Raw genomic sequence first — 22,493 nt, 5'->3', positions numbered from 1 at the left:
ATGTCCGAGATCACCGCCCAGTACGACGCGTACCCCTATCCCGAGCGCGACCCGAAGGACGAGGCAAAGCGCCTCATCACCGGGTCCCCGTCGCACCCGGTCGAGATCGACCACATGCTCTTTGGCGGCGCGCGGGATTGGTCGCAGCCCTTTCGAGCGCTGGTGGCGGGTGGCGGCACAGGCGACGCGCTGATCCAGTTGGCGCAGGTGCTGACCACGGCCAAGGTCCCGCACGAGATCACCTATATCGATCTGTCGCGCGAGGCGCGCCGCATCGCCGAAGCGCGGGCCAAGGCGCGCGGCCTGACGTCGATCACCTTTCATACCGGGAGCCTTCTGGATGCGCCCGAGCACGGCACGTTCGACTATATCGACTGCTGTGGAGTGCTGCACCATCTGCCCGATCCGCTCGCAGGGCTCAAGGCGCTGCGCGCCGCGTGCAAACCCGAGGGCGGGCTCGGCTGGATGGTCTACGCGCCGTATGGGCGCAGCGGGGTCTATCCGCTGCAGGAGGCGTTTGGCGCGCTTTTCGAGGGGCTCGAGCCCCGGGAGCGGCTGACCCGGGCCAAGGCGCTTTTTGCCAAGCTTCCGGACGGCCACCCGTTCAAGCGCAACACGCAAGTCGTGGATCACGAGCAAAGCGACGCGGGCTTTTACGATCTGCTGCTGCACAGCCAGGACCAGGCGTATGGGATCGACACGTGGGAGGCGCTGCTCGCAGAGGCGGGGTTTGCCATGGCGGGGCTTTGCCCGCCCGTACTCTACGATCTCAGACGTCTTACGGACGCGCCGGACGGCATGACCGAGCGCCAAACGCGCGCCATGGCCGAACGGCTGAATGGGACCATCCGCAAACACGTGGGCTATGCTCGTCCTGCCGACGCGACCGCGCCCAAGGGCGCAGGCCCGCGCGCGGTGCCGCACCTGATTGCGGACGCGGCCAAGCTCGCCAAGGCGGTGAGCGCCGGAAAGCCGGTGCCGGTTGCAGCGCAAGGTGTCTCTGGCACGTTGTCCCTGCCGCGCGAGACGGCGCCTTTCGTGGCGCGCATCACGGGGCGGCACACCGTGCAGGAGATTGGCGCGGCGCTCCGCCTCGACCCGTTTGCCGCACAGGCGCGGTGGGCAGAGGTCCGGTCGGCGCTCGAGCCCTGGGGCCTTGTACGCACGTCTGGCCTCCTGCGGCCGCGCGGCACTTAGCCCAGCGGCGCCTTGAACCGGCGTGCCGCGCATGCTGAGATACTGCAACGCTCTTCACAGGTGGCCCATGCGCCCGTTCTTGCCGCACAAGTTTGAAAACCTCGCCTTCGGCTTTTTCCTGTCGTGCTTCATGACGTTCCTCGTGTCGGGGGTTGCGACGCTGCTCGCTCTGGGCCTGGCGCCGGGCGTCCTGCTCATGTGGCTGACCAGTTGGATCACGGCCTGGGCGATTGCCTTTCCGGCGGTGCTCGTCGTGGCGCCTGGCGTGCACCGGCTGGTCGCGCGGATCACGCTGCCGCCGGCGCGGGACTAGGCCATGTGCGGGCGCTTTGCCGTGACCTTGCCGCCGGACGCGATGGCGCAGCTTTTTGCTGCGCAGCCGGCCAACGATCTGCCGGATGTGCCGAACTATAACGTCTGCCCAACGATGCAGATCGCCACCGTGTCAAGCGGCGAGACGGGGCGCAGCCTGCGACCGATGCGCTGGGGGTTCCTGCCGCGGTGGTACAAGACGCCGACGGATGGGCCGCTGCTGATCAATGCGCGCAGCGAGACGATTGCCGAAAAGCCCGCCTTTCGCGACGCGTGCCGCGCGCGGCGGTGCATCATCCCGGTGTCGGGGTTCTACGAATGGACCAAGGATGCCGAGGGCCAGCGCTGGCCCTGGTACGTCACGCGCACCGATGACGCGCCCATGGCGCTCGCCGGGGTTTGGCAGGTCTGGGACAAAAAGGGAGGCGAAGGTAAGGGCGGCGAAGACTCTGCGCCGCTGACCACCTGCGCCATCGTGACCACCACCGCGAACGCGGAGATGGCGAAAATCCATCACCGGATGCCGGTGATCCTCGAGCCTTCGGACTGGGCGCTTTGGCTCGGAGAGGCAGGCAAGGGCGCGGCCCGGCTGATGGAGCCGTTGGCCGATGGCGCCGTGTCGGCGCATCCGGTAGACCGGGCGGTCAACTCCAACAGGGCCAGCGGAGCGCAGCTTATTGCGCCTGTGACGCGCTGACATCCCGCGCATTTCGTGGCGTTGCACATGGTGCTTTGCCTCCTGTGTCTGGCCCCCGTTCTCAATCCCAAATCTCAAGCCTCACTCGGTGAGGCGCTTGCCCTTCTTGCGACGTCCAACGCCGACCGGCGTCAGTAGTGCAGCGGCGGCACGCCGAAGTAGAACGCGCCCTGAATCTCTGCCGTGCCGTTGGCGAGAAACGTCTGGCGCATCCCGCTGAGGATGGTGACCACGTGATCGGCGCCGGCGGCGACCTCGCCGGTGGTCCAGCTGCCATCGTCGGCGGCGGCGACCTGCACGTTGTTCGTAAAGTTCATGAACCGCACCGTGTCTCCGCTTTGGAGATACACGTTCATCGGAAAGAAGCCCTGCCCGAGCATGGCGACGACATGTTCGTCTCCAGCGACAGGGGCGGCAGAGCCCATGAGCACGGCTACAGCCAACGAGGCGGTGAAACGCGACATCTAACAAATCCCAGGTTACACTCCGGCGCAGCTACCGGAATGTGCTGCTTACCTCGGAGTTTGGGCGAAATTGCGGCCTTTGCGTGAAGACCGGAAGGCAGGCTGGGCGAGGAACCAGTTTCAACGCGGGAATCGGCGCGGCACAAGCCCGCTCTGGAACCAGCGCAGGGCGGTCTCCATGCTGAAGACGGGGCGTCCGGTGGCAGCGCGGATCGCGGCGGCGTAGGGGATCATGTTGGTGCATTCGAGCACAAGCGCGCCGACCTCGGGATGCTCTGCGCAAAGGTTGCGTGCGGCGGCGACGTTGTCCTCTTCGGCGGCCGCGATGTCGAGGGTCGGCGCGTTCCCGAGGATCGAGGCGGTGAAAGTGTTGCCGCCTTCGGTGGAGCCGATGGGTGTGCCGTCCGGCACTCTGGCCGCTGCGAGATGCGCGGGACTGAGCGACGCGGCACTGATCGTCAGGATGCCGACCCTTTGCCCGTGCGGCAACGTCATCTGTACCAGTGGCACCTGCATCAGTGCGGAGGTGAGCACCGGTACGCCAAGCGCTGCGCGCAGATCGTCCTGAAAGAGGCTGAGAAACCCGCAGGTCGTGGCGATCCCGTCGGCGCCACCCGCCACAAGTGTGCGGCCTGCCGCGACAAAGGCATCGAGCGTGCCGCCTGCGCCCCGGCGCACGACGAGGTCCGGGCTGGCACCGGGCACGATGTGGTAGGCGACCGGGAAGTCGAAGGTCGATGCGTTGCCGATGTCGCCGGGGATGCGCGGGAACTGCGTCTCGAGCATGAGGATCCCGACCAACGCGCCGTGAAGCGCCTTGCCCTCCGAGATCGTGCCGTCCGAGATCATCCCGCGTGCTCCTGCGCTCTGCCGAGACACCGCGCCTCGCGGCAAAAGTTGACACGAAGCCAGCCCGCCTCGCAAGCTCGCGCTGCCGCACGACTGGGCAATGGCGATAAAACGTCGACAAATTGCAAATGAATTGTTGACGTAACGTCTTTGTGATGGTCGAGTGCACGGAACGCAAGCAAGCCGAGAGGTTGTGACCCCCGTATGGATGCCCCGCGCCACATCGTCGTGATCGGAGCCGGCATCGTCGGCGTGTCCACCGCGCTGTGGCTCCGGCGGGACAACTTTCGTGTGACGCTGGTCGACCGCAAGGGGCCGGGGGAGGGGGCGTCGTTCGGCAATGGCGGCGTGCTGGCGCGCTGCGCGATGGTGCCGGTGACCGGGCCGGGTCTGGTGCGCAAGGCGCCGGGCATGCTGCTCGACCCGGCGCAACCACTTTTCCTGCGGTGGGGGTACCTGCCGAGGTTGGTGCCGTGGCTGGCAAAGTACCTCAGCCACGCCAATGCCGACGACACCCTGCGGATCGCCGAGGCGATCGAGGGCGTGGTGGCGGGCAGCCTCGAGGAGCATCAGGCGCTTTCGGCGGGCACAGAGGCGGCGCGGTACGTGGTGCCGTCGGACTATTACTACCTCTACCGCTCGAAGGAGGCGTTCGAGGCGGACGGCTTTGCCTGGGATATCCGCAAGCGGCACGGGCTGACGTGGGAGCTGCTCGATCGTGCCGGGGTTGCGGCCTGGGACCCGGCCTGGGCCGAAGACGTGACCTGCGCGGTCAAGATGGGCGATCACGGGCGGATCAGTGATCCGGGCGCCTATGTGAAGGCGCTGGCGCGGGAGGCGGAGCGGCTGGGCGCGGCGCTCAGGATCGCGGATGTCGAGGACATCGTGCGGGAGGGTGGTCGCGTGACCGGTGTGCGGGCAGGAGGTGAGACGATCGCCTGCGACGGGGCGGTGCTGGCGACCGGCGTCTGGTCGGGACCGCTTGCGCGCAAGCTGGGCCTTAAGGTGCCGCTTGAAAGCGAGCGCGGGTATCATATCGAGCTCTGGGAGCCGTCGCATATGCCGAAGGCGCCAGTGATGGTGGCCAGCGGCAAGTTCGTGGCGACCCCGATGGAGGGCCGCTTGAGGCTCGCGGGCGTGGTGGAGTTCGGCGGGCTGGAGGCGCCGCCCTCGCGCGCGCCGTTCGATCTTTTGCGCCGGAACCTCAAGGCCGCGCTGCCGGGCCTGACCTGGGTGCGCGAGGAGGAGTGGATGGGCCATCGCCCCGCGCCTGCCGATTCGATCCCGGTGATCGGCGCGGTGCCGGGGCTCGAAGGCGCGTTCACCGGCTTTGGCCACCACCACATCGGCCTGACGGCGGGGCCCCGGACGGGCCGGCTGCTCGCACAGCTGGTGGCGGGGCAGCGCCCCAACCTTGACCTGGCGCCCTATGCGCCTGCACGTTTTGCCTCATAAGACTTCATCGACCAACAAGGGAGACTACACGATGACGAAACTGACAGCTTTGCTGGGCGCCACCGCGCTGACGGCGACAGCCGCTTTGGCCGACGGCCATGCGCAGACCTGGGACATGCCGCTGGCGTACTCGGGTTCGAACTTTCACTCGGTGACGGCCGCCGAATTCGGCAAATGCGTGACCTCCGGTACCGGCGGCGCGATTGCGATCACGACGCACCCGTCGGGCTCGCTTTTCCCCGGCGCGCAGATCAAGCGTGCGATCCAGACGGGCCAGGTCAACATCGGCGAGCGTCTGCTGTCGGGCCACCAGAACGAGAACGCGCTCTTTGGGTTTGACTCGGTACCGTTCCTGGCGACGTCCTTCGAGGCCAGCAACAAGCTTTATGACGCCGCCAAGGGTCCGCTCGAAGAGCTGCTCGCCGAGCAGAACTTGACGCTGCTCTACTCGGTGCCGTGGCCGCCGCAGGGGCTTTATTTCCGCGACGAGGTGAACTCGGTCGCGGACATGGAGGGCGTCAAGTTCCGCTCGTACAACAACGCGACCTCGCGCCTGGCTGAGCTGACGGGCATGCTGCCGGTGACCATCGAGGCGGCCGAGATCAGCCAGGCGTTCGCGACGGGTGTGGCCGACGCGATGGTGTCCTCAGGCGCCACGGGCTACGATCGCAAGGTGTGGGAATCGCTTAACTATTTCTACCAGGTCGATGCCTGGCTCCCGCGCAACTACATCATGGTGAACTCGGACGCGTGGAACGGTCTCGACGAGGCGCAGCAGAATGTCTTCACCGGCTGTGCGGAGCTGGCGGAATACGCGGGCTACTGGCGCTCGGTCCAGTACACCGACTTCACTATGAAGGGTCTCGCCGATGGCGGCATGTCCGTCGGTCCGGCCTCCGAGACGCTGGTGGGCGAGCTCAAGGGCATCGGTGAGACGATGACCGCCGAGTGGCTCGAGAACGCAGGCGAGGCCGGTCAGGCGATCGTCGACGCCTTCATGGCAGAGTAGCGCGGCGTTTTGCGGATCGGGATGGGTGCAAGCACCCATCCTACATTTTCGTGCCGCCCCCGTAGGATGGGTGATTTCACCCATCCTCGCCCATTCAGAACGGCAGTGCCCACCTTACTGGTAAGGTGGGCACTGCCGAAAGACACAACAATCCAAAGCAGCCCCGGGAGTGCGCCCATGCCTGCCTTTCGCCGCGTGATGGACGCGCTTTACCTTGTTTCGGGCCTTCTGGCCGCGCTCTGCCTGATCGCCATCTTGTCGCTGATCGTGATGCAGATGCTGGCGCGCTGGACGGGTGAGGTCTTCCCGGGTGCGCCCGAATATGCCTCCTACGCGATGGCCGGCGCATCGTTCTTTGCGTTTGCGAACGCGCTGGGGCGCGGCGCGCATATCCGGGTGTCGATCCTGCTCAACGCCGTGCCGGGCAAGCTCAAGTATCTCATGGAGCTCTGGTGCTTTGGCCTTGGCGGGATCATCTCGGCCTATTTCACCTATCACGCCTATCAGTTCGTCTACTTTTCCTGGCGCTTCAATGACATCAGCCAGGGGCAGGACAAGACGCTTTTGTGGATGCCGCAGTCGGTCATGGTGATCGGCGGGGCGCTCTTGACGCTCGCCTTTCTCGACAACCTCATCCACCTCATCTTGCGCGGGGAGCACCGGATCGTCCGGGACACCGTCGCGGCCCATTCGGAGTAGGCGTCATGAGCATCGTCGGCATCACCCTCGTCCTCGTGGCGGTCCTCTTCCTGCTGCTCGGCTCTGGCCTGTGGGTCGGTCTGTCGCTTGTCAGCGCGGCCTGGTTCGCGTCGGAATTCCTGACGGACAAGAACCTGCAGACCGGCACCAACATGGTGTCCGAGATCTGGTCTTCCTCCTCCTCCTGGACGCTCACGGCGCTGCCGATGTTCATCTGGATGGGGGAGATCCTCTTTCGCACACGCCTCAGCGAAGACATGTTCCGCGGGCTTTCCCCATGGCTGGCACGCCTTCCCGGAGGTCTGGTCCACACCAACATCGTCGGCTGCACGGTCTTTGCCGCTGTGTCTGGCTCGTCGGCCGCGACGCTCACCACGGTAGGCAAGATGTCGATCCCCGAGCTGCGCGCGCGCAACTACCCCGAGAACATGGTGATCGGCACGCTGGCGGGCGCAGCCACGCTGGGCCTGATGATCCCGCCCTCGCTGGCGCTCATCGTCTACGGGGTGACGGTGAACGAGAGCATCACCAAGCTTTTCTTCGCGGGCGTTCTGCCAGGCATCCTCCTGGCCTCGATGTTCATGGCCTATGTCGCGATTGTCTCGAAGACGTCCAAGACCTGGAACCCGGATGTCGAGCGCGGGATGAGCTTTGCAGACAAGCTCAAGAATTCGCGGTTCCTCATTCCCGTCTTCCTGCTGATCATCGTGGTGATCGGGTCGATGTATCTCGGCTACGCCACCGCCACCGAAGCCTCGGCCATCGGGGTGCTGGGCGCACTGGCGCTCGCGGCGTCCCAAGGCTCGCTCAACCGCAGCACCTTTACGGCGTCGCTCATGGGCGCGATGCGCACCTCGGCGATGATCGCGCTGATCCTGGCGGGCGCGGCGTTCCTGAAACAAGCCATGGGCTTTACCGGCATCCCGCGCGCTTTGGCGGACTGGATCGCGGTGCTGGAGCTCTCGCGCTTCCAGCTGCTGATGGCGCTGCTCGTCTTTTACATCATCCTCGGCATGTTCCTCGATGGGATCTCGGCAGTGGTCCTGACCATGGCCGTAGTCGAGCCGATGGTGCGCGAGGCGGGGATCGACCTCATCTGGTTCGGCATCTTTGTGGTGGTCGTCGTTGAGATGGCGCAGATCACGCCGCCCATCGGGTTCAACCTCTTTGTACTGCAGGGCATGACCGATCACGAGATGGGGTATATCGCCAAGGCAGCGATCCCGATGTTCCTTATCATGGTGCTGATGTGCTTTGTCCTGATCTGGGTGCCGGAGATCGCGACTTGGCTGCCGGACAACATCAGGCAAAGGTAGCGCGGCATGCTGTTTCTGGCGCGCCATGCCCGCTGGGTGCTGGTCGCCGGGCTGATCGCGGGCGTGCTGTTGCCCGGGTGGGCGGCGGTGCTGACGCCCTGGCTGCAAGTGATGGTGGCGGTGCTGCTCGCCTTGACCGCGTTCCGCATCGGGCCGGGGCTCTTGGCAGGGCTGCGGGGAGCAGGGCTTGCCGATCTAAGGGCGGTGCTGGTCTTGCAGCTGGTCTTGCCTTTGGGATTGGTTATGCTCGCCGCGCCGTTTGGCGTCGTCTCGCATCCGCTGGTGTTATCGCTTGTGCTGATGCTGGCTGCCCCGTCGATCATGGCAGCCCCCGCGCTTTGCCAGATGATGGGCGGGGACGGCGCGCGGGCCATGCGTCTCCTCGTCCTTGGCAGCGCCGTCCTGCCGATCACGGTCATCGCAGTTCTCTGGGCGCTCTTTGGCGCGGGAGGTTTTGGAGATGCCCTCTCCGCCGCGCTCCGCCTTGCCGCGCTTGTGCTTGGCGCCGTCGCGCTCGGCTTTGGGTTTCGCAAGCTCTCAGGCAACGTCTCCGAGACCCGCTTGCGCCAGGTCGATGGCCTCAATGCCCTCGTCCTCGCCATCTTCGTGATCGCCTTGATGCCGGCCATCGCCGCCACCTGGCTCGCCTCGCCGGGAACGCTCCTCCTTTGGCTCGCCGCCGCCTTTGCCGCCAACTTTGGCCTGCAATGGCTCGGCTACCAGCTCACCGGATCGCTCGATCTAGCGGTGGTCGCAGGCAACCGCAACAAGTCGCTCTTCCTCGCCGCCCTCTCGCCCGAGACGATGGCGCCGGTGCTGGTCTTTCTCGGCTGCTACCAAATCCCGATGTTCCTCACGCCGCTCATCCTGCCCAAGCTCTTGCCCAAGGCTCGGCCCGACACATCTGCCCCCCATTGACCTTTGCCACTGTCGGCGTAGTATCTGAACAAGTGTTCAATTCTGCGCGTGCAAAGGCGCAGAGCGGGGAGGACAAGCGATGTACTACGGCTCGATGACGTTCGATCTGGGCGAGGATGTCGAGGCCTTGCGCGAGGCGGTGCACCGCTGGGCGCAGGACCGGATCGCGCCGATGGCCGCCGATATCGACCGCGACAACGTCTTTCCCGCCGTGCTCTGGGAAGAGATGGGCGAGCTCGGCCTTCTCGGCGTCACCGTGCCGGAGGAGTATGGCGGGGCCGACATGTCCTACCTCGCGCACGTCGTCGCGGTCGAAGAGATCGCGCGCGCGTCGGCCTCCGTCTCCCTCAGCTATGGCGCGCATTCGAACCTTTGCGTGAACCAGATCAAGCTGAACGGGACGCCCGAGCAAAAGGCCAAGTACCTGCCGAAGCTGTGCAGCGGTGAACACGTGGGTGCGCTGGCCATGTCCGAGCCGGGCGCGGGCAGCGACGTCGTCTCGATGAAGTTGCGCGCCGAAAAGCGCAATGATCACTACCGTTTGTCCGGCAACAAGTACTGGATTACCAACGGCCCGGACGCCGACACGCTGGTGGTCTATGCCAAGACGGACCCCGAGGCGGGCTCGAAAGGGATCACCGCCTTTCTCATCGAAAAGGAGATGAAGGGGTTCACCACCTCGCCCCATTTCGACAAGCTCGGGATGCGCGGGTCGAACACCGCCGAGCTGATATTCGACGACTGCGAAGTGCCTTTCGAGAATGTGCTCGGCGAGGAGGGGCGCGGCGTCGCGGTCCTGATGTCCGGGCTCGATTACGAGCGCGTGGTGCTCTCAGGGATTGGCACGGGGATCATGGCGGCCTGCCTCGACGTGGTCATGCCCTACGTGTCCGAGCGCAAGCAGTTCGGCCAGCCGGTGGGCAGCTTCCAGCTGATGCAGGGCAAGATCGCCGACATGTACACCGCCATGAATTCCGCGCGCGCTTACGTCTACGAGGTCGCAAAGGCTTGCGACCGCGGCAAGGTCACCCGCCAGGACGCCGCGGCCTGCGTGCTCTACGCCTCCGAAGAGGCGATGAAGGTCGCCCACCAGGCGGTCCAGGCCCTCGGTGGTGCTGGGTTCCTAAGCGACTCGCCCGCCGCCCGCATCTTCCGCGACGCCAAACTGATGGAGATCGGCGCCGGCACATCCGAAATCCGCCGCATGCTCATCGGTCGCGAGCTGATGGGGCAGATGGGGTGAGAGCAACCGCCGTCCTTCTCTGGCTTCTTACCTCGTGCACGGCGGCTTGGGCGGACCTAACCACCGAAGAGCGATTTCAGGACTGCATAGGATCGCGGGCGGAAGCCGAAGCCTTTGCGACCTGGGCGGATGCGCCGTGTCAGGCCGCTGGATCCTGCGTGGACTTTGCACCTGACGATCTTATCAAAGACGCGCGCCAAGCCTGCGTCGCGGAAATCGTCGAAATCTGCGCTGCGCGCGGGCGGCGCTTTTCGGCGGATTGTTTCGATGAGGCGCAGCCGTACTTGGATCGCCTTATCGCGGAACACGCGATGGACCCGCTCTTGGCGAAGCTCGAGGTTGCGTCCCACGGCGAGGACAATCTTCTTGCGTCGCGCGCCATAAAGTTGCTGGAACAGGTTGAGGCCGGCTTCCCGCACACATGCTCCCACCGCACGGGTGATCCATTGATCGAGGATGTGGACAGAGCCTGCTTGTTTGAACAGCAATCCTATCAGCTCCTCATCCTCGATGTGATTGCAGCCCAGTTTGCGGAGGTCGAGCTGCCATGACCCGCTGGCTCCCCTTTGGTGCGCTGGTTCTTGCAACGGGGGTGATCGCCTTTGTCGCGGGTTGGCAGGTGCGCGGGGTGACGGAGACGGATGTGATCGAGCGCTATGCCGCGCGGTATTTGGCGGAGGCGGGCGAGGGGGCGCGGCGGACGGATTGTCTGGCGGTCCCCGGTGAGGGGCGCGTCTGGATCGAGGTGCATTGCAAAGGGTTTATCTATCACGCGAGTCGGTCGGGGCGGCTGGTGTTTACGTCCCGGCCTGAGGGGCCGCAGGCATGACGCCGGTGCTGGGTGGAAGGCTCGACGGGCCCTTGCCTGAGTTGCCCGAGCGGCTGAACATCGCTGCACAGGTCTTGGAGGAAAAGGCGCCGGAGCAGTTCGCCATTCTTGACCTGAGGGAGGGGCGTCGCGAGATCACCTTTGGCGCTCTGAGCGCGATGGTGGATCAGGTCGCGTCGGGCCTTTTGGCGCGAGGCATCAGGGAAGGAGACAGGGTCGGCGTCTTCTTTGGCCAGGACCCCTGGTGCGCGGCGAGCCATCTGGCGGTTTGGAAGATCGGGGCAATCTCGGTCCCGCTCTTCAAGCTTTTTCAAGAGGATGCGCTCAAGACGCGAGTGGTTGATGCTGGCGTATCGCTGGTTCTGACGGATGTTCCCGAGCGGGTGGCTGGTTTGATCCCGGGCCTCGAGGGTGTGCATCCAGAGACATTTGAACAGGGCAAAACCGAGTACGCCGACACCGGGCCCGAGACGCCTGCGGTGCTGATCTACACCTCCGGCACGACGGGCAAACCCAAGGGAGCGTTGCATGGGCATCGGGTGCTGATGGGGCATCTGCCGGGGGTCGAGATGAGCCATGACTTTCTCGGCCAGCCGGGTGACATGCTCTGGACGCCTGCCGACTGGGCGTGGATCGGTGGGCTTTTCGACGTGCTGATGCCGGGGCTTGGGCTGGGCGTGCCGGTGATCGCCGGGCGACCAGAAAAATTTTCGCAGGAAAATTTTGCGGCGATGGTGGAGGCCGGGGCGCGCAATCTCTTTTTGCCTCCCACAGCCCTGCGGATGCTCAAGGCGGCGGGTGCTACGGCAACTAGCCTGCGGTCCGTGGCCTCGGGCGGTGAGCCTTTGGGTGCGGAAATGCTGGCCTGGGGGCGCGAGGCGTTGGGCGTCACAATCAACGAGTTCTATGGCCAGACCGAGTGCAACATGGTCGCGTCTTCCTGCGGCGCTGTCTTTGCCGCCAAGCCCGGCTGCATCGGCAAACCTGCCCCAGGCGTGCGTATTAGCGTGATCGACGACGCGGGGCAGGAGACGACTGGCGAAGGCGGCATCGCCATCCACAAGGGCGCCGCGTCGATGATGCTGGGGTATTGGAACCAGCCCGAGGCGACGGCGGAGAAGTTTCGTGGCGACTGGATGCTGACCGGCGACCGGGGCGTGTGGGACGGCGATTTCCTGCGCTTTGTCGGGCGCGAGGACGATGTGATCACCTCCGCCGGCTACCGGATTGGCCCGGCGGAGATCGAGGATTGCCTGCTGACGCATCCGGCCGTTGCGACCTGCGGCGTTGTGGGCAAGCCTGACGATCTTCGTACGGAGATCGTCAAAGCCTATGTGGTGCTGAAAGAGGGCGCCAAGGTCGCGCCTGAGGCGCTGCAAGCGCATGTGAAAACGCGGCTGGCGGCGCACAGCTACCCGCGCGAGGTGGCGCTGGTCGAGGCCTTGCCGATGACCGTGACCGGCAAGGTGATCCGCAAGGAGCTGCGCGCGCGGGCGGCGGCTGAAGCGCGGGCACACCAAGCGGCGGACGCATGAGGAAGACGCGATGAAACTGCAGTCCCAGGCCCTTCCCACGAGCGAGAGCTTTCAGGCCAACCGCGCGACGCATCTGGCTGCGCTGGAAGAGATCCGGGCCGCCGCCGATCTGGCCGCAGCAGGCGGCGGGGAGAAGGCACGCGACCGGCATCTGAGCCGGGGCAAGATGCTGCCGCGGGAGCGGGTGGCGGGGCTGCTCGATCCCGGGTCGGCCTTTCTGGAGGTCGGAGCGACGGCGGCACACGGGCTCTACGAGGGTGCTGCGCCTTGTGCCGGCGTCATCGCCGGCGTGGGCCGGGTGCAGGGCCGCGAGGTGATGGTGATCTGCAACGACGCGACGGTCAAAGGCGGCACCTATTACCCGATGACGGTCAAAAAGCACCTGCGCGCGCAGGAGATCGCGGAGGCGTGCCGTCTGCCGTGCGTCTACCTCGTGGACAGCGGTGGCGCGAACCTGCCGAACCAGGACGAGGTCTTTCCCGACCGCGAGCACTTTGGCCGCATCTTCTTTAACCAAGCGCAGATGAGTGCCAAGGGCATCCCGCAGATCGCGGTTGTCATGGGCTCGTGCACGGCAGGGGGCGCCTATGTGCCGGCGATGAGCGATGTGACGATCATCGTGAAGGAGCAGGGCACGATCTTTCTCGCCGGGCCTCCTCTGGTGAAGGCCGCAACGGGTGAAGTGGTGAGTGCCGAGGACCTGGGCGGCGGGGACGTGCACACACGGCTTTCGGGCGTGGCCGATTACCTCGCCGAGGACGACGCGCATGCCTTGGCTCTGGCGCGGCGCGCGGTTGGAAACCTGGCGCTCGTCGGCCCGTCTGGGCCGCCTCGCTTGACGCCCGAGCCGCCTGCCTATGACCCCGAAGAGATCCTGGGCGTCGTGCCTGCCGATCTGCGCACGCCGTATGACATCCGCGAAGTGATCGCACGGCTGGTCGATGGCTCCCGGTTCGATGAGTTCAAGGCGCGGTTCGGCGAGACTTTGGTCACGGGCTTTGCCCATGTCGACGGCTGGCCGGTCGGGATCGTCGCCAACAACGGCGTGCTCTTTTCGGAGGCGGCGCAGAAGGGCGCGCACTTCATCGAGCTCTGTTCGCAGCGGAAGATCCCGCTTGTGTTCCTGCAGAACATCACGGGGTTCATGGTGGGCCAGAAGTACGAGAACGAGGGCATCGCGCGGCACGGCGCCAAGATGGTGACGGCGGTGGCGACGACCTCGGTTCCCAAGATCACCATGCTGGTGGGGGGCTCTTTCGGGGCCGGGAACTACGGCATGGCGGGACGGGCCTACGACCCGCGGTTTCTCTGGACCTGGCCGAACTCGCGCATCTCCGTGATGGGCGGCGCGCAGGCGGCGGGGGTCCTTGCGACGGTCAAGCGCGACGGGATCGAGCGCAAGGGCGGGACTTGGTCCGCGGACGAGGAGTCCGCCTTCAAGGCGCCGACGCTCGCGATGTTCGAAGAGCAGTCGCACCCGCTTTACGCCTCCGCGCGTCTTTGGGACGACGGGGTCATCGACCCGCGCAAGAGCCGGGAGGTACTGTCGTTGTCGTTGCAGGCCGCGCTGAACGCGCCGGTGGAGGAGACGCGGTTTGGCGTCTTTCGGATGTGAGGCGCTTGGGTTTGCGTACGGGAGCCTCCGGCGGTGGGGTGAGCGGGCTTCTCGAAAACGCTCCGGGGGAGCGTTTTGCCCGCGAACGGGCGGAGCCCTTGGGGAAGATGAATGGGGAACGTTTTGCACGCGAACGGGCGAAGCCCTTTGGGAAGATGAAGGGGGAGCGATGCGCTGTGCGATCCTTGTATGGGCATTGTGTTAAGGTTTTGCCGCTCGGTCGAGTTCTGGGTCTGGCACTCAGCCGGGAGGACGTGAGCCATGCCTAAAACCCTTCTCATCGCGAACCGGGGGGAGATTGCGTGCCGGGTAATCCGCACGGCGAGGGCCATGGGGCTGCGCACGGTGGCGGTGCATTCGGATGTCGACGCAAGTGCGCTGCATGTGGCGCTGGCGGATGCAGCCGTGAGCCTTGGCGGGGCGGCGCCGGGGGAGAGTTACCTTCTCGGGGAAAAGATCATTGCGGCTGCAAAGGCGACGGGGGCGGAGCTGGTTCATCCGGGCTATGGGTTTCTCAGCGAGAACCCGGAGTTTGCGGAGGCTTGCGCCGAGGCGGGGCTGACCTTTGTCGGGCCCTCGGCGGCGGCGATGCGCGCGATGGGTTTAAAAGACGCGGCCAAGGCGACGATGGAGGCGGCGGGCGTGCCGGTTGTGCCGGGCTATCACGGCAGTGACCAGTCGGACGACGTGTTGGCAGATGCGGCGGACAGGATCGGCTACCCGGTGCTCATCAAGGCGGTTGCCGGCGGCGGCGGCAAGGGCATGCGGCAGGTGAACCGGGCCGAGGACTTTGCCGAGGCCCTGCGCGCGGCCCGGGCGGAGGCCAAAGGCGCCTTTGGCAACGCCCATGTGCTGGTAGAAAAGTTCGTCTCGAAACCGCGCCACATCGAGGTGCAGGTGTTCGGGGATGGCACGCGTGCGTTGCATCTTTACGAACGTGACTGCTCGCTCCAGCGGCGCCACCAGAAGGTGATCGAGGAGGCGCCCGCGCCCGGCATGACCGAGGAGATGCGGCAAGCCATGGGCGCGGCGGCGGTGCGCGCGGCGGAGGCGATCGGGTATTCCGGCGCAGGCACGGTGGAGTTCATTGTCGATGCCAGCGAAGGGCTGCGCGCGGACCGGTTCTACTTCATGGAGATGAACACGCGCCTGCAGGTCGAGCATCCGGTGACGGAGGAGATCACAGGGATCGACCTCGTGGAATGGCAGCTGCGCGTGGCGATGGGCGAGGCGCTGCCGATGCGGCAGGAGGATATTCCGCTGGCGGGGCATGCGTTCGAGGCGCGGCTTTATGCGGAGGACGTGCCGGCGGGGTTCCTGCCGGCGACGGGGACGCTGACGCATCTGGCCTTCCCCGAAGGCGTGCGCGCCGAGACGGGCGTGCACACGGGCGATGCGGTGAGCCCGTGGTACGATCCGATGATCGCCAAGGTGGTTGTGCACGGGCCGACACGTGACGTGGCGCTGGCGCGGCTCTCGCGGGCATTGGAAGAGACGCAGGTTGCCGGGCTCGTGACGAACCTCGGATTTCTGGGCGCGTTGGCGCGGCATCCTCGGTTTGCGAGCGGCGATGTGGATACTGGGCTCATTGCGGCAGAGCTTGACGAGCTGACGGAGCAGCCTGAGACAACGCCGGAGATGCTGGCCTGGGCGGCTTTGCTGGGCGGTGGGTTTGTCTCTGCGGCGGAGAAGCCGGGCTTTGGCTTCATGCTTTGGGCGCCTCTGGTGCAGACGGTGGTGGTACAGCTCGGAGATGAGACCGTCTCTTGCCGCATCACGCCTCATGGACCGGAGCAGATCGACGTCGCGATTGGCGACGACCGCGTGGAGGCAAGACGCACCGGCGCGGGCTGGACCCTGAACGGAACGCGTGCACCAGAGGCGCATGTGGCGGAGCGCACCGTCACGCTCTTTGACCGCGGGCATGCCCATGTGATCACCCTCCTCGATCCGCTGGAGCGTGGCGGTGGGGATGCGGCGGCAGAGGGCTTGATCCTCGCGCCCATGCCCGGGCTTGTCCAGGCGGTCCACGTCAAGGCGGGCGACACCGTCGAGGCCGGCACGCCGCTTGCGGTGCTCGAGGCGATGAAGATGGAGCATGTCTTCCGCGCCGCCGTTGCTGGCACCGTGGCCGAGGTGCTCACGACCTCCGGCGCGCAGGTCAGCCAGGGCGACCCGCTCGTGCGCATGGACTACGCCGGGGAGGACGCGGCATGACGATCACGCTTTACCATGTGCCGCAGAGCCGCTCGATGCGCTCGCTCTGGCTGCTCCACGAACTCGAAGTGCCGTTCGAGCTGGTCACGCTGCCCTTCGACAAGACGCTGCGCAGCCCCGAATTCCTGACGCGCTCTCCGGCGGGACGGGTGCCCGCGCTCGAGATCGAGGGCGAGCGGATGTTCGAGACGGGTGCGATCACCGAGTATCTCTGCGAGCGTTTCTCACCAGATGGCATGGGGCGCTCGCCCGGCTCCCCGGACCGAATGGCGTGGCTCGTCTGGCTGCACTTTGCCGAGACGCTGAGCCAGCACGCGGCGGCGCTCACCCAGCAGCATATCATGCTCTACGAGGACGCGATGCGCTCGCCGGTGGTGATGAAGCTCGAGGCGGCGCGGATCGGCAAATGCTACGACGCGCTCGAGGCGCGCCTGTCGACGCCGATCGAGAACCGCGACACGCTCCTGACCTCCGGCTTTTCGGCGGTGGATGTGAGCGTGGGGCAGGCGGTCTACATGACGCGGCACTTTCGCGGGCTGGAGGCGCATCCGGCGGTGGCGGCGTGGTACGCGCGCATCACCGAGCGCCCGGCGTTTCAGGCGAGCCTGCCGCAGGCGGGGGAGGAGACGCTCTACGCGCAGGACTTTTATCCCGCGTGGGAGGGCTAGGCTTGGGCGATTTCGTCGAGATCTTTGAGGTGGGCCCGCGCGACGGGCTGCAGAACGAAGCCACGCCGATTTCCGTCGCGGACAAGGTGGCGCTCGTGGACATGCTTTCGGGCGCCGGGTACCGGCGGATCGAGTGCGCGTCGTTCGTCAGCCCCAAGTGGGTGCCGCAGATGGCCGGCTCGGCGGAGGTCATGGCCGGGATCACGCGCGCGGAGGGCGTCGCCTATGTCGCGCTCACGCCGAACATGCGCGGGCTCGAGGATGCCCTGGCCGTAGGCGTGGATCAGGTGGCCGTGTTTGGCGCGGCGTCGGAGGGATTTTCACGCGCCAACATCAACGCCAGCATTGCGGAGAGCTTGGAACGGTTTCACCCCGTCGTGGCGCGTGCTGGCGAGGCCGGTGTGCCGGTGCGCGGGTATGTCTCCTGCGTTGTGGACTGTCCCTACGATGGGAAGGTTGCGCCGAAGGCGGTTGCCGAAGTGGCCGAATCGCTGATGGCGATGGGCTGCGCCGAGGTGTCGTTGGGCGACACGTTGGGGCGGGCGACGCCAGACGAGATCGGCACGATGCTGGACGCTGTTTTGACGGTGGTGCCAGCCGAGAAGCTGGCAGGGCATTACCACGACACAAGCGGGCAGGCGCTGGCCTCGATCGAGGTGTCGCTGGACAAGGGCCTTCGCATGTTCGATGCGGCTGTGGGCGGCCTTGGGGGCTGTCCCTACGCGCCCGGCGCGGCCGGCAATGTCGCGACCGAGGCGGTGCTGGCGCGGCTGACGGAACTGGGCTGCGAGACCGGACTCGATGCCGCAGCCGTGTCTGAGGCGGCAAAGCTGGCGCGGAGCCTGCGCGCGTGATCGACGTCTTTCGCGGTGCCGAGCGCCTCATGCGGATGGATGATGCGGCCTGGCGCCGCCACGCCAACGGCTGGTCCGTCGCCACCCGGTTCACCGTCCTGCCCTTGATCGCGCTGGCGCTCTGGAGCCGCACATGGCTTGGCTGGGGCGCGCTTGGACCGCTGGCGCTTGCGCTGGCCTGGACCTGGATCAACCCGCGCCTCTTTGCACCGCCCGTCCGGTTCGACAGCTGGTCGGCGAAAGGCCTGCTGGGTGAGCGCATCTTTCTGGAGCACCGTGCCGAAATCCCGGCCCACCACCGCCATGCGGCGCACGCCCTGGCCGCGGCAAGCGTGCCCGGGGTGCTGGTGCTGGCCTGGGGGCTGTGGACGCTTGCGGCGGACTGGACGCTCTTCGGCCTTGTCCTGGCGATCGGGCCAAAAGCGTGGTTTGCAGACCGGATGGTCTGGATTTTTGAAGACTGGCGGCGCCGAGGCCGCCCCGTGCCGGGAGTGGATCCTCATGAGCTATGACGCCAAACTTCAAACGCTCGAGATCGAAAGGGACGCGCGCGGCGTCGCGACGCTGTGGCTGAACCGGCCCGAGACGCACAACGCCATGTCCGCAGAGATGCTGGCTGAGCTTGAGGCGGTCGCTGCGCGGCTCGGCGCGGATGAGGCCGTGCGCGTCGTGGTGCTCGCGGGGCGGGGGAGGAGCTTTTCGGCAGGTGCGGATCTGGGCTGGATGAAGGCGCAGTTCGGCATGGACGCCGCCACGCGCGCAGCGGAATCGGCAAAGTTGGGGCGTATGCTCAAGTCAATGAACGAAATGCCCAAGCCTCTGATCGCGCGGGTGCATGGCCATGCGATTGCCGGCGGGCTGGGTCTTCTCAGCGTGTGTGATGCAGTGATCGCGGTGCCGGGCATCAAGATGGCGCTGACCGAGACCAAGCTGGGGATCATTCCAGCCAATATCGGGCCATATGTCGTTGGCAAGATCGGCGTCGGCGCGGCGCGGCGCATCTTCATGTCGGCGCGGACCTTCACGTCGGAAGAGGCGCTGGCGATGGGGCTGGTCTCGGCGGTTGTGCCAGCGGATGCGCTCGATACCGCGCTCGAGGACGAGATCGCGCCATATCTGGCCTGCGCGCCGGGGGCTGTGGCGGAGGCCAAGGCGCTGCTCCTGTCCTTTGCCGACACCCCGAGCGAGGCGCGGATCGCCGAACTGGTGGACATGCTCGCCGCGCGTTGGGAGACCGAGGAGGCGCAAGAGGGGATCACGGCGTTTTTCGAGAAACGAAAGCCGGATTGGGCCAAAGGCTGAGATGCCGCGAGGTGCCTGTAAAAGGCGTTTGACAGGCATTCAGGAAACTGAACGGACATTCAGGAATTTGAACGTTGGTCTGACGGCTTGAAAGAGAAGCCTCGCCACAAAGGAAAAAGGGCGCACCGGCTCATTCCGGCGCGCCCCAGGTGGCCCCGGTGGGAGTGGGGCAGGCTTATCTCGTGAATCCAGCGTGTTAGTCGATGTCGCGGACGGCTTTGACGGCGGCTTTGGTGCCGTTGTAGGCAAGCTTGCCGGTGCCGGCGACGACTTTGACGGCGCCGCGACCAGCCATCCCAAGTGCATCGCCGGTGGTGTCGGCGACCTGCTGCGTGGAGCAGGCGGCGGTGATCCCGACAAGCGAGACAAGCGCGGCGGCGCGGGCAATCTTGGTGACAAAGCGGTTCATGGCAGGTCCCTTTCTTGTCAGGGGGTTTCGATGCGCACGGTATATCCTCCCACGATGAGAATAGCATAACGAATAATAATTGCATTTCAGGTGAGCCGTGCTTATTGATTGCCGCATGGACATCACCCTTGTGCGCACCTTTCTCGAAGTCGCGGCGACCGGCTCCTTCGTGGCGGCCAGCGACCGGCTCTTTGTCACGCAATCGGCGGTCAGCCTGCGCGTGCAGCGGCTCGAGGACTCGCTCGGCCAGACCCTCTTCACTCGGTCCAAGGCGGGCGCGGAGATGACGCCGGCGGGGCGAGCCTTCGAAACCTACGCGCTGTCGATGCTCAAGCTGTGGGAGGAGGCGCGCCAGCAGGTCGGGCTGCCCGAGGGCTTTGACCAGTCGCTCACGATCGGCGCGCAGTATTCGCTCTGGCCGCAGCTGGGGTTTGGCTGGATCGACCGCCTGCGCGCGGAGCGCCCGACGCTCAACATCCGCACCGAGCTGGGGATGCCCGACCGTCTGACGCGGTTCCTGACCGAGGGCGTCGTGAGCGTCGCGCTCATGTACATGCCGCAAATTCGGCCCGGGCTCGTCGCCCAGCGGGTGATGGAGGAGGAGCTGGTGCTCGTCTCTGCCAAGCCCGCGACGCTCGACGAGATTGCCGCGACCTATGTCTTTGTCGACTGGGGGCCGGAGTTCATCCGGGCGCATGCGCTGGAGCTGCCGCATCTGGTGAACACGGGCCTGACCTTTGCGCTGGCCGCGCTGAGCACGGAGTACATCGTCACGCGCGGGCGGTCGGCCTACCTGCCGGCGCGGTCGGTGACGCGCCACCTCGACAGCGGGGCGCTGCATCTGGTGCCCGACGCCCCGCGCTTTCCCTACCCGGTCTGGGCAATCTGGCGGGAGGACATCGCTGCCGACCTGCGGAGCGGCGCCGAGGCGGCGCTGGGCGCGACGGTCGCGCGCATTCTGGCCGATCAGGACCGGGTGATGACCGATCTGGCCGGGATCAGCAGTGGCCCTCAGATCGAAGTGCTGGGCGAGGCTTCGGCGCTGAGTGTGGAGGCTGCCAAGCCGTGACCAACGGGCAGGCCGCGTTGCGCCCTTCTGCCCGTTGACCCTTCCGCACCGCAGCGATAGACCAAGGGCCACGGGCATCGCCGGCCCGGCACGCGCCCAAAGGTGGGCGGTGCGTCCAAGCAAGGGAGCCGCACGTGGACGAGCTGCTTCGGGAATACGCCCCGATCCTGATTTTCCTGGCCATCGCCATTGGCCTTGGCCTTGTCTTGATCCTTGCCGCTGCCGTGATCGCGGTGCGGAGCCCGGACCCCGAAAAGGTGTCCGCCTACGAGTGCGGGTTCAACGCGTTCGACGACGCCCGGATGAAGTTCGACGTGAGGTTCTACCTCGTCTCGATCCTCTTCATCATCTTTGATCTCGAGATCGCGTTCCTATTCCCATGGGCGGTGGCGTTCCAGGACGTGAGCTTGGTCGGCTTCTGGTCGATGATGGTGTTCCTCGGCGTTCTGGCGGCGGGGTTCGCCTACGAGTGGCGCAAGGGCGCCATGGAGTGGGAGTAGGGCCGGGGCAGCCTTAGAGCACTTGATCGGTGTCTTGGGTTCTAGCTCCCTCCGACACAGAACCCAACGGTATACAAAACCCGCCGCTGCGCGCCGCTGACGCGTTGACCGCACCGGGCCGGGCGCTTAGATGGTGCGTGGGAACCAAAGGAGACTCTGCATGGGTGTGATGGCAGGCGCCAACACGGCGGACTTTGATCGCGAAGTCGCCACGCAGGAGCTGAACAAGGAGCTGCAGGACAAGGGTTTCCTGCTGACCTCCACCGAGGACATCATCAACTGGGCGCGCACCGGCTCGCTCCACTGGATGACCTTTGGGCTCGCGTGCTGCGCGGTGGAGATGATGCACACCTCCATGCCGCGCTACGATCTGGAGCGGTTCGGCACCGCCCCGCGCGCCAGCCCGCGTCAGTCGGACTTGATGATCGTTGCCGGCACGCTGACCAACAAGATGGCGCCCGCGCTGCGCAAGGTCTATGACCAGATGCCCGAGCCGCGGTACGTGATCTCGATGGGGTCCTGCGCCAACGGGGGCGGGTACTACCACTACAGCTACTCGGTGGTGCGCGGCTGCGACCGCATCGTGCCGGTCGACGTCTACGTCCCGGGCTGCCCGCCGACCGCCGAAGCGCTGCTCTACGGCATCATGGCGCTGCAACGCAAAATCCGCCGCACCGGCACGCTGGTCCGCTAGGAAAGGCCGCACATGTCTGACGCCCTCAAAGAGCTTGGCGCCTATATCGAGGCCAAACGCCCCGATTGCGTCGTGAAATGGGAAGTTGCGCGCGGCGAGCTGACCATGCAGATTGCGCCCGCCAACATCGTGGGCTTTGTCGAGTTCCTCAAGTCCGACCGCACCTGCCAGTTCTCGACCCTCGTCGACATCACCGGCGTCGATTACCCCGAGCGGGACAAGCGGTTCGACATCGTCTACCACTTCCTGTCGATGTACCAGAACACGCGCATCCGCCTGCGGTGCAAGGTGCGCGAGGAGACGGTGGTCCCTTCGATCATCGACGTGCACCCCTCGGCCAACTGGTTCGAGCGCGAGGTCTTCGACATGTTCGGCGTGCTCTTTTCCGGCCACCCGGACCTGCGCCGCCTGCTGACGGACTACGGCTTTCGGGGATACCCGCTGCGCAAGGACTTCCCGACCACCGGCTACACCGAAGTGCGCTACGACGAAGTGCAAAAGCGCGTGGTCTACGAACCCGTCAAGCTGGTGCAGGAATACCGCCAGTTCGACTTCATGTCCCCCTGGGAGGGCGCCGAATACGTGCTGCCCGGCGACGAAAAGAAAGAGGAAGGCGCGGCCTGACGCGTCGCACTCAGAGTC

The 22,493-nt window shown here is 66.0% G+C and carries 25 protein-coding genes; 21 read left to right on the top strand and 4 right to left on the bottom strand.

Features of this window, described 5'->3' with window-relative positions:
* The 3 genes from ACU0B3_RS15775 (at nucleotide 1) to ACU0B3_RS15765 (ending at nucleotide 2,206) form a co-directional block, all read left to right on the top strand.
* A complete protein-coding gene (locus ACU0B3_RS15775) occupies nucleotides 1-1,197 on the top strand; it encodes a class I SAM-dependent methyltransferase (RefSeq protein ID WP_446261830.1) in 1,197 nt (398 codons plus the stop codon).
* A gap of 67 nt (nucleotides 1,198-1,264) precedes the next feature.
* The gene (locus ACU0B3_RS15770) at nucleotides 1,265-1,510 is read left to right on the top strand and encodes a DUF2798 domain-containing protein (RefSeq protein WP_446261829.1); all 246 of its coding nucleotides are present in this window, start codon (nucleotides 1,265-1,267) and stop codon (nucleotides 1,508-1,510) included.
* A 3-nt stretch (nucleotides 1,511-1,513) separates the two neighbouring features.
* Nucleotides 1,514-2,206, top strand: coding sequence for an SOS response-associated peptidase (locus ACU0B3_RS15765; RefSeq protein WP_446261828.1), 693 nt, complete (start codon nucleotides 1,514-1,516; stop codon nucleotides 2,204-2,206).
* Nucleotides 2,207-2,337: 131 nt separating this feature from the next.
* On the opposite strand, the gene ACU0B3_RS15760 is transcribed toward ACU0B3_RS15765, so the two are convergent.
* Together ACU0B3_RS15760 and ACU0B3_RS15755 are read right to left on the bottom strand one after the other, a co-directional pair.
* Entirely contained in the window at nucleotides 2,338-2,670 is a 333-nt protein-coding gene (locus tag ACU0B3_RS15760; RefSeq protein WP_446261827.1) for a hypothetical protein, read from the bottom strand.
* A 120-nt stretch (nucleotides 2,671-2,790) separates the two neighbouring features.
* Nucleotides 2,791-3,519 carry an aspartate/glutamate racemase family protein gene (locus ACU0B3_RS15755; protein ID WP_446261826.1) on the bottom strand — a complete coding sequence of 243 codons (729 nt, stop codon included), beginning with the start codon at nucleotides 3,517-3,519 and terminating at the stop codon, nucleotides 2,791-2,793.
* A gap of 204 nt (nucleotides 3,520-3,723) precedes the next feature.
* Here ACU0B3_RS15755 and ACU0B3_RS15750 point away from each other — a divergent pair, with 204 nt between their 5' ends.
* From ACU0B3_RS15750 to ACU0B3_RS15725, 6 genes are all read left to right on the top strand, one after another.
* Nucleotides 3,724-4,974, top strand: coding sequence for an NAD(P)/FAD-dependent oxidoreductase (locus ACU0B3_RS15750; protein WP_446261825.1), 1,251 nt, complete (start codon nucleotides 3,724-3,726; stop codon nucleotides 4,972-4,974).
* A 31-nt stretch (nucleotides 4,975-5,005) separates the two neighbouring features.
* Nucleotides 5,006-5,983, top strand: coding sequence for a TRAP transporter substrate-binding protein (locus ACU0B3_RS15745; protein WP_446261824.1), 978 nt, complete (start codon nucleotides 5,006-5,008; stop codon nucleotides 5,981-5,983).
* A 177-nt stretch (nucleotides 5,984-6,160) separates the two neighbouring features.
* Nucleotides 6,161-6,682, top strand: coding sequence for a TRAP transporter small permease (locus ACU0B3_RS15740; protein WP_446261823.1), 522 nt, complete (start codon nucleotides 6,161-6,163; stop codon nucleotides 6,680-6,682).
* Between the two features lie 5 nt (nucleotides 6,683-6,687).
* Complete coding sequence (locus ACU0B3_RS15735) at nucleotides 6,688-7,998, top strand: TRAP transporter large permease (RefSeq protein WP_446261822.1); 1,311 nt, start codon at nucleotides 6,688-6,690, stop codon at nucleotides 7,996-7,998.
* 6 nt (nucleotides 7,999-8,004) lie between these two features.
* Nucleotides 8,005-8,916, top strand: a complete 912-nt coding sequence (locus ACU0B3_RS15730; RefSeq protein WP_446261821.1) for a hypothetical protein — start codon at nucleotides 8,005-8,007, stop codon at nucleotides 8,914-8,916.
* 79 nt (nucleotides 8,917-8,995) lie between these two features.
* On the top strand, nucleotides 8,996-10,159 hold the full coding sequence (locus tag ACU0B3_RS15725; protein WP_446261820.1) for an isovaleryl-CoA dehydrogenase: 1,164 nt from the start codon (nucleotides 8,996-8,998) through the stop codon (nucleotides 10,157-10,159).
* A gap of 56 nt (nucleotides 10,160-10,215) precedes the next feature.
* Here ACU0B3_RS15725 and ACU0B3_RS15720 read toward each other — a convergent pair whose 3' ends face one another.
* Entirely contained in the window at nucleotides 10,216-10,647 is a 432-nt protein-coding gene (locus ACU0B3_RS15720; RefSeq protein ID WP_446261819.1) for a hypothetical protein, read from the bottom strand.
* A gap of 59 nt (nucleotides 10,648-10,706) precedes the next feature.
* Between ACU0B3_RS15720 and ACU0B3_RS15715 the strand changes: the two genes are divergently transcribed.
* The 8 genes from ACU0B3_RS15715 (at nucleotide 10,707) to ACU0B3_RS15680 (ending at nucleotide 19,179) form a co-directional block, all read left to right on the top strand.
* A complete protein-coding gene (locus ACU0B3_RS15715; RefSeq protein ID WP_446261818.1) occupies nucleotides 10,707-10,988 on the top strand; it encodes a hypothetical protein in 282 nt (93 codons plus the stop codon).
* The gene (locus ACU0B3_RS15710; RefSeq protein ID WP_446261817.1) at nucleotides 10,985-12,523 is read left to right on the top strand and encodes an AMP-binding protein; all 1,539 of its coding nucleotides are present in this window, start codon (nucleotides 10,985-10,987) and stop codon (nucleotides 12,521-12,523) included. Before ACU0B3_RS15715 ends, ACU0B3_RS15710 begins: the two co-directional genes overlap by 4 nt.
* A gap of 10 nt (nucleotides 12,524-12,533) precedes the next feature.
* Complete coding sequence (locus ACU0B3_RS15705; RefSeq protein WP_446261816.1) at nucleotides 12,534-14,138, top strand: carboxyl transferase domain-containing protein; 1,605 nt, start codon at nucleotides 12,534-12,536, stop codon at nucleotides 14,136-14,138.
* Between the two features lie 261 nt (nucleotides 14,139-14,399).
* Complete coding sequence (locus ACU0B3_RS15700) at nucleotides 14,400-16,355, top strand: acetyl/propionyl/methylcrotonyl-CoA carboxylase subunit alpha (RefSeq protein ID WP_446261815.1); 1,956 nt, start codon at nucleotides 14,400-14,402, stop codon at nucleotides 16,353-16,355.
* Nucleotides 16,352-17,023 carry a glutathione S-transferase family protein gene (locus tag ACU0B3_RS15695; protein ID WP_446261814.1) on the top strand — a complete coding sequence of 224 codons (672 nt, stop codon included), beginning with the start codon at nucleotides 16,352-16,354 and terminating at the stop codon, nucleotides 17,021-17,023. The genes ACU0B3_RS15700 and ACU0B3_RS15695 overlap by 4 nt, the downstream gene beginning before the upstream one ends.
* A gap of 2 nt (nucleotides 17,024-17,025) precedes the next feature.
* Complete coding sequence (locus tag ACU0B3_RS15690) at nucleotides 17,026-17,877, top strand: hydroxymethylglutaryl-CoA lyase (protein ID WP_446261813.1); 852 nt, start codon at nucleotides 17,026-17,028, stop codon at nucleotides 17,875-17,877.
* Complete coding sequence (locus tag ACU0B3_RS15685) at nucleotides 17,874-18,389, top strand: DUF6653 family protein (RefSeq protein ID WP_446261812.1); 516 nt, start codon at nucleotides 17,874-17,876, stop codon at nucleotides 18,387-18,389. Before ACU0B3_RS15690 ends, ACU0B3_RS15685 begins: the two co-directional genes overlap by 4 nt.
* Complete coding sequence (locus tag ACU0B3_RS15680; RefSeq protein WP_446261811.1) at nucleotides 18,379-19,179, top strand: crotonase/enoyl-CoA hydratase family protein; 801 nt, start codon at nucleotides 18,379-18,381, stop codon at nucleotides 19,177-19,179. Before ACU0B3_RS15685 ends, ACU0B3_RS15680 begins: the two co-directional genes overlap by 11 nt.
* A 196-nt stretch (nucleotides 19,180-19,375) precedes the next feature.
* Here ACU0B3_RS15680 and ACU0B3_RS15675 read toward each other — a convergent pair whose 3' ends face one another.
* Complete coding sequence (locus ACU0B3_RS15675; RefSeq protein ID WP_446261810.1) at nucleotides 19,376-19,588, bottom strand: hypothetical protein; 213 nt, start codon at nucleotides 19,586-19,588, stop codon at nucleotides 19,376-19,378.
* Between the two features lie 115 nt (nucleotides 19,589-19,703).
* Here ACU0B3_RS15675 and ACU0B3_RS15670 point away from each other — a divergent pair, with 115 nt between their 5' ends.
* The 4 genes from ACU0B3_RS15670 to ACU0B3_RS15655 all read left to right on the top strand — a co-directional run bounded on the left by ACU0B3_RS15670 (nucleotide 19,704) and on the right by ACU0B3_RS15655 (nucleotide 22,475).
* Nucleotides 19,704-20,657: a LysR family transcriptional regulator gene (locus ACU0B3_RS15670; RefSeq protein WP_446261809.1), complete on the top strand. Its 954-nt coding sequence runs from the start codon at nucleotides 19,704-19,706 to the stop codon at nucleotides 20,655-20,657.
* A gap of 134 nt (nucleotides 20,658-20,791) precedes the next feature.
* On the top strand, nucleotides 20,792-21,157 hold the full coding sequence (locus ACU0B3_RS15665; protein WP_446261808.1) for an NADH-quinone oxidoreductase subunit A: 366 nt from the start codon (nucleotides 20,792-20,794) through the stop codon (nucleotides 21,155-21,157).
* A 160-nt stretch (nucleotides 21,158-21,317) separates the two neighbouring features.
* Nucleotides 21,318-21,851, top strand: coding sequence for a NuoB/complex I 20 kDa subunit family protein (locus ACU0B3_RS15660; protein ID WP_446261807.1), 534 nt, complete (start codon nucleotides 21,318-21,320; stop codon nucleotides 21,849-21,851).
* A 12-nt stretch (nucleotides 21,852-21,863) separates the two neighbouring features.
* A complete protein-coding gene (locus ACU0B3_RS15655; protein WP_446261806.1) occupies nucleotides 21,864-22,475 on the top strand; it encodes an NADH-quinone oxidoreductase subunit C in 612 nt (203 codons plus the stop codon).
* Nucleotides 22,476-22,493: the final 18 nt, after the last annotated feature.

The sequence above is a fragment of the Pseudaestuariivita sp. genome, assembly GCF_052825805.1.
The sequence above is the reverse complement of the archived record's forward strand: the minus strand, read 5'-3'. Positions and strand labels throughout refer to the sequence as shown.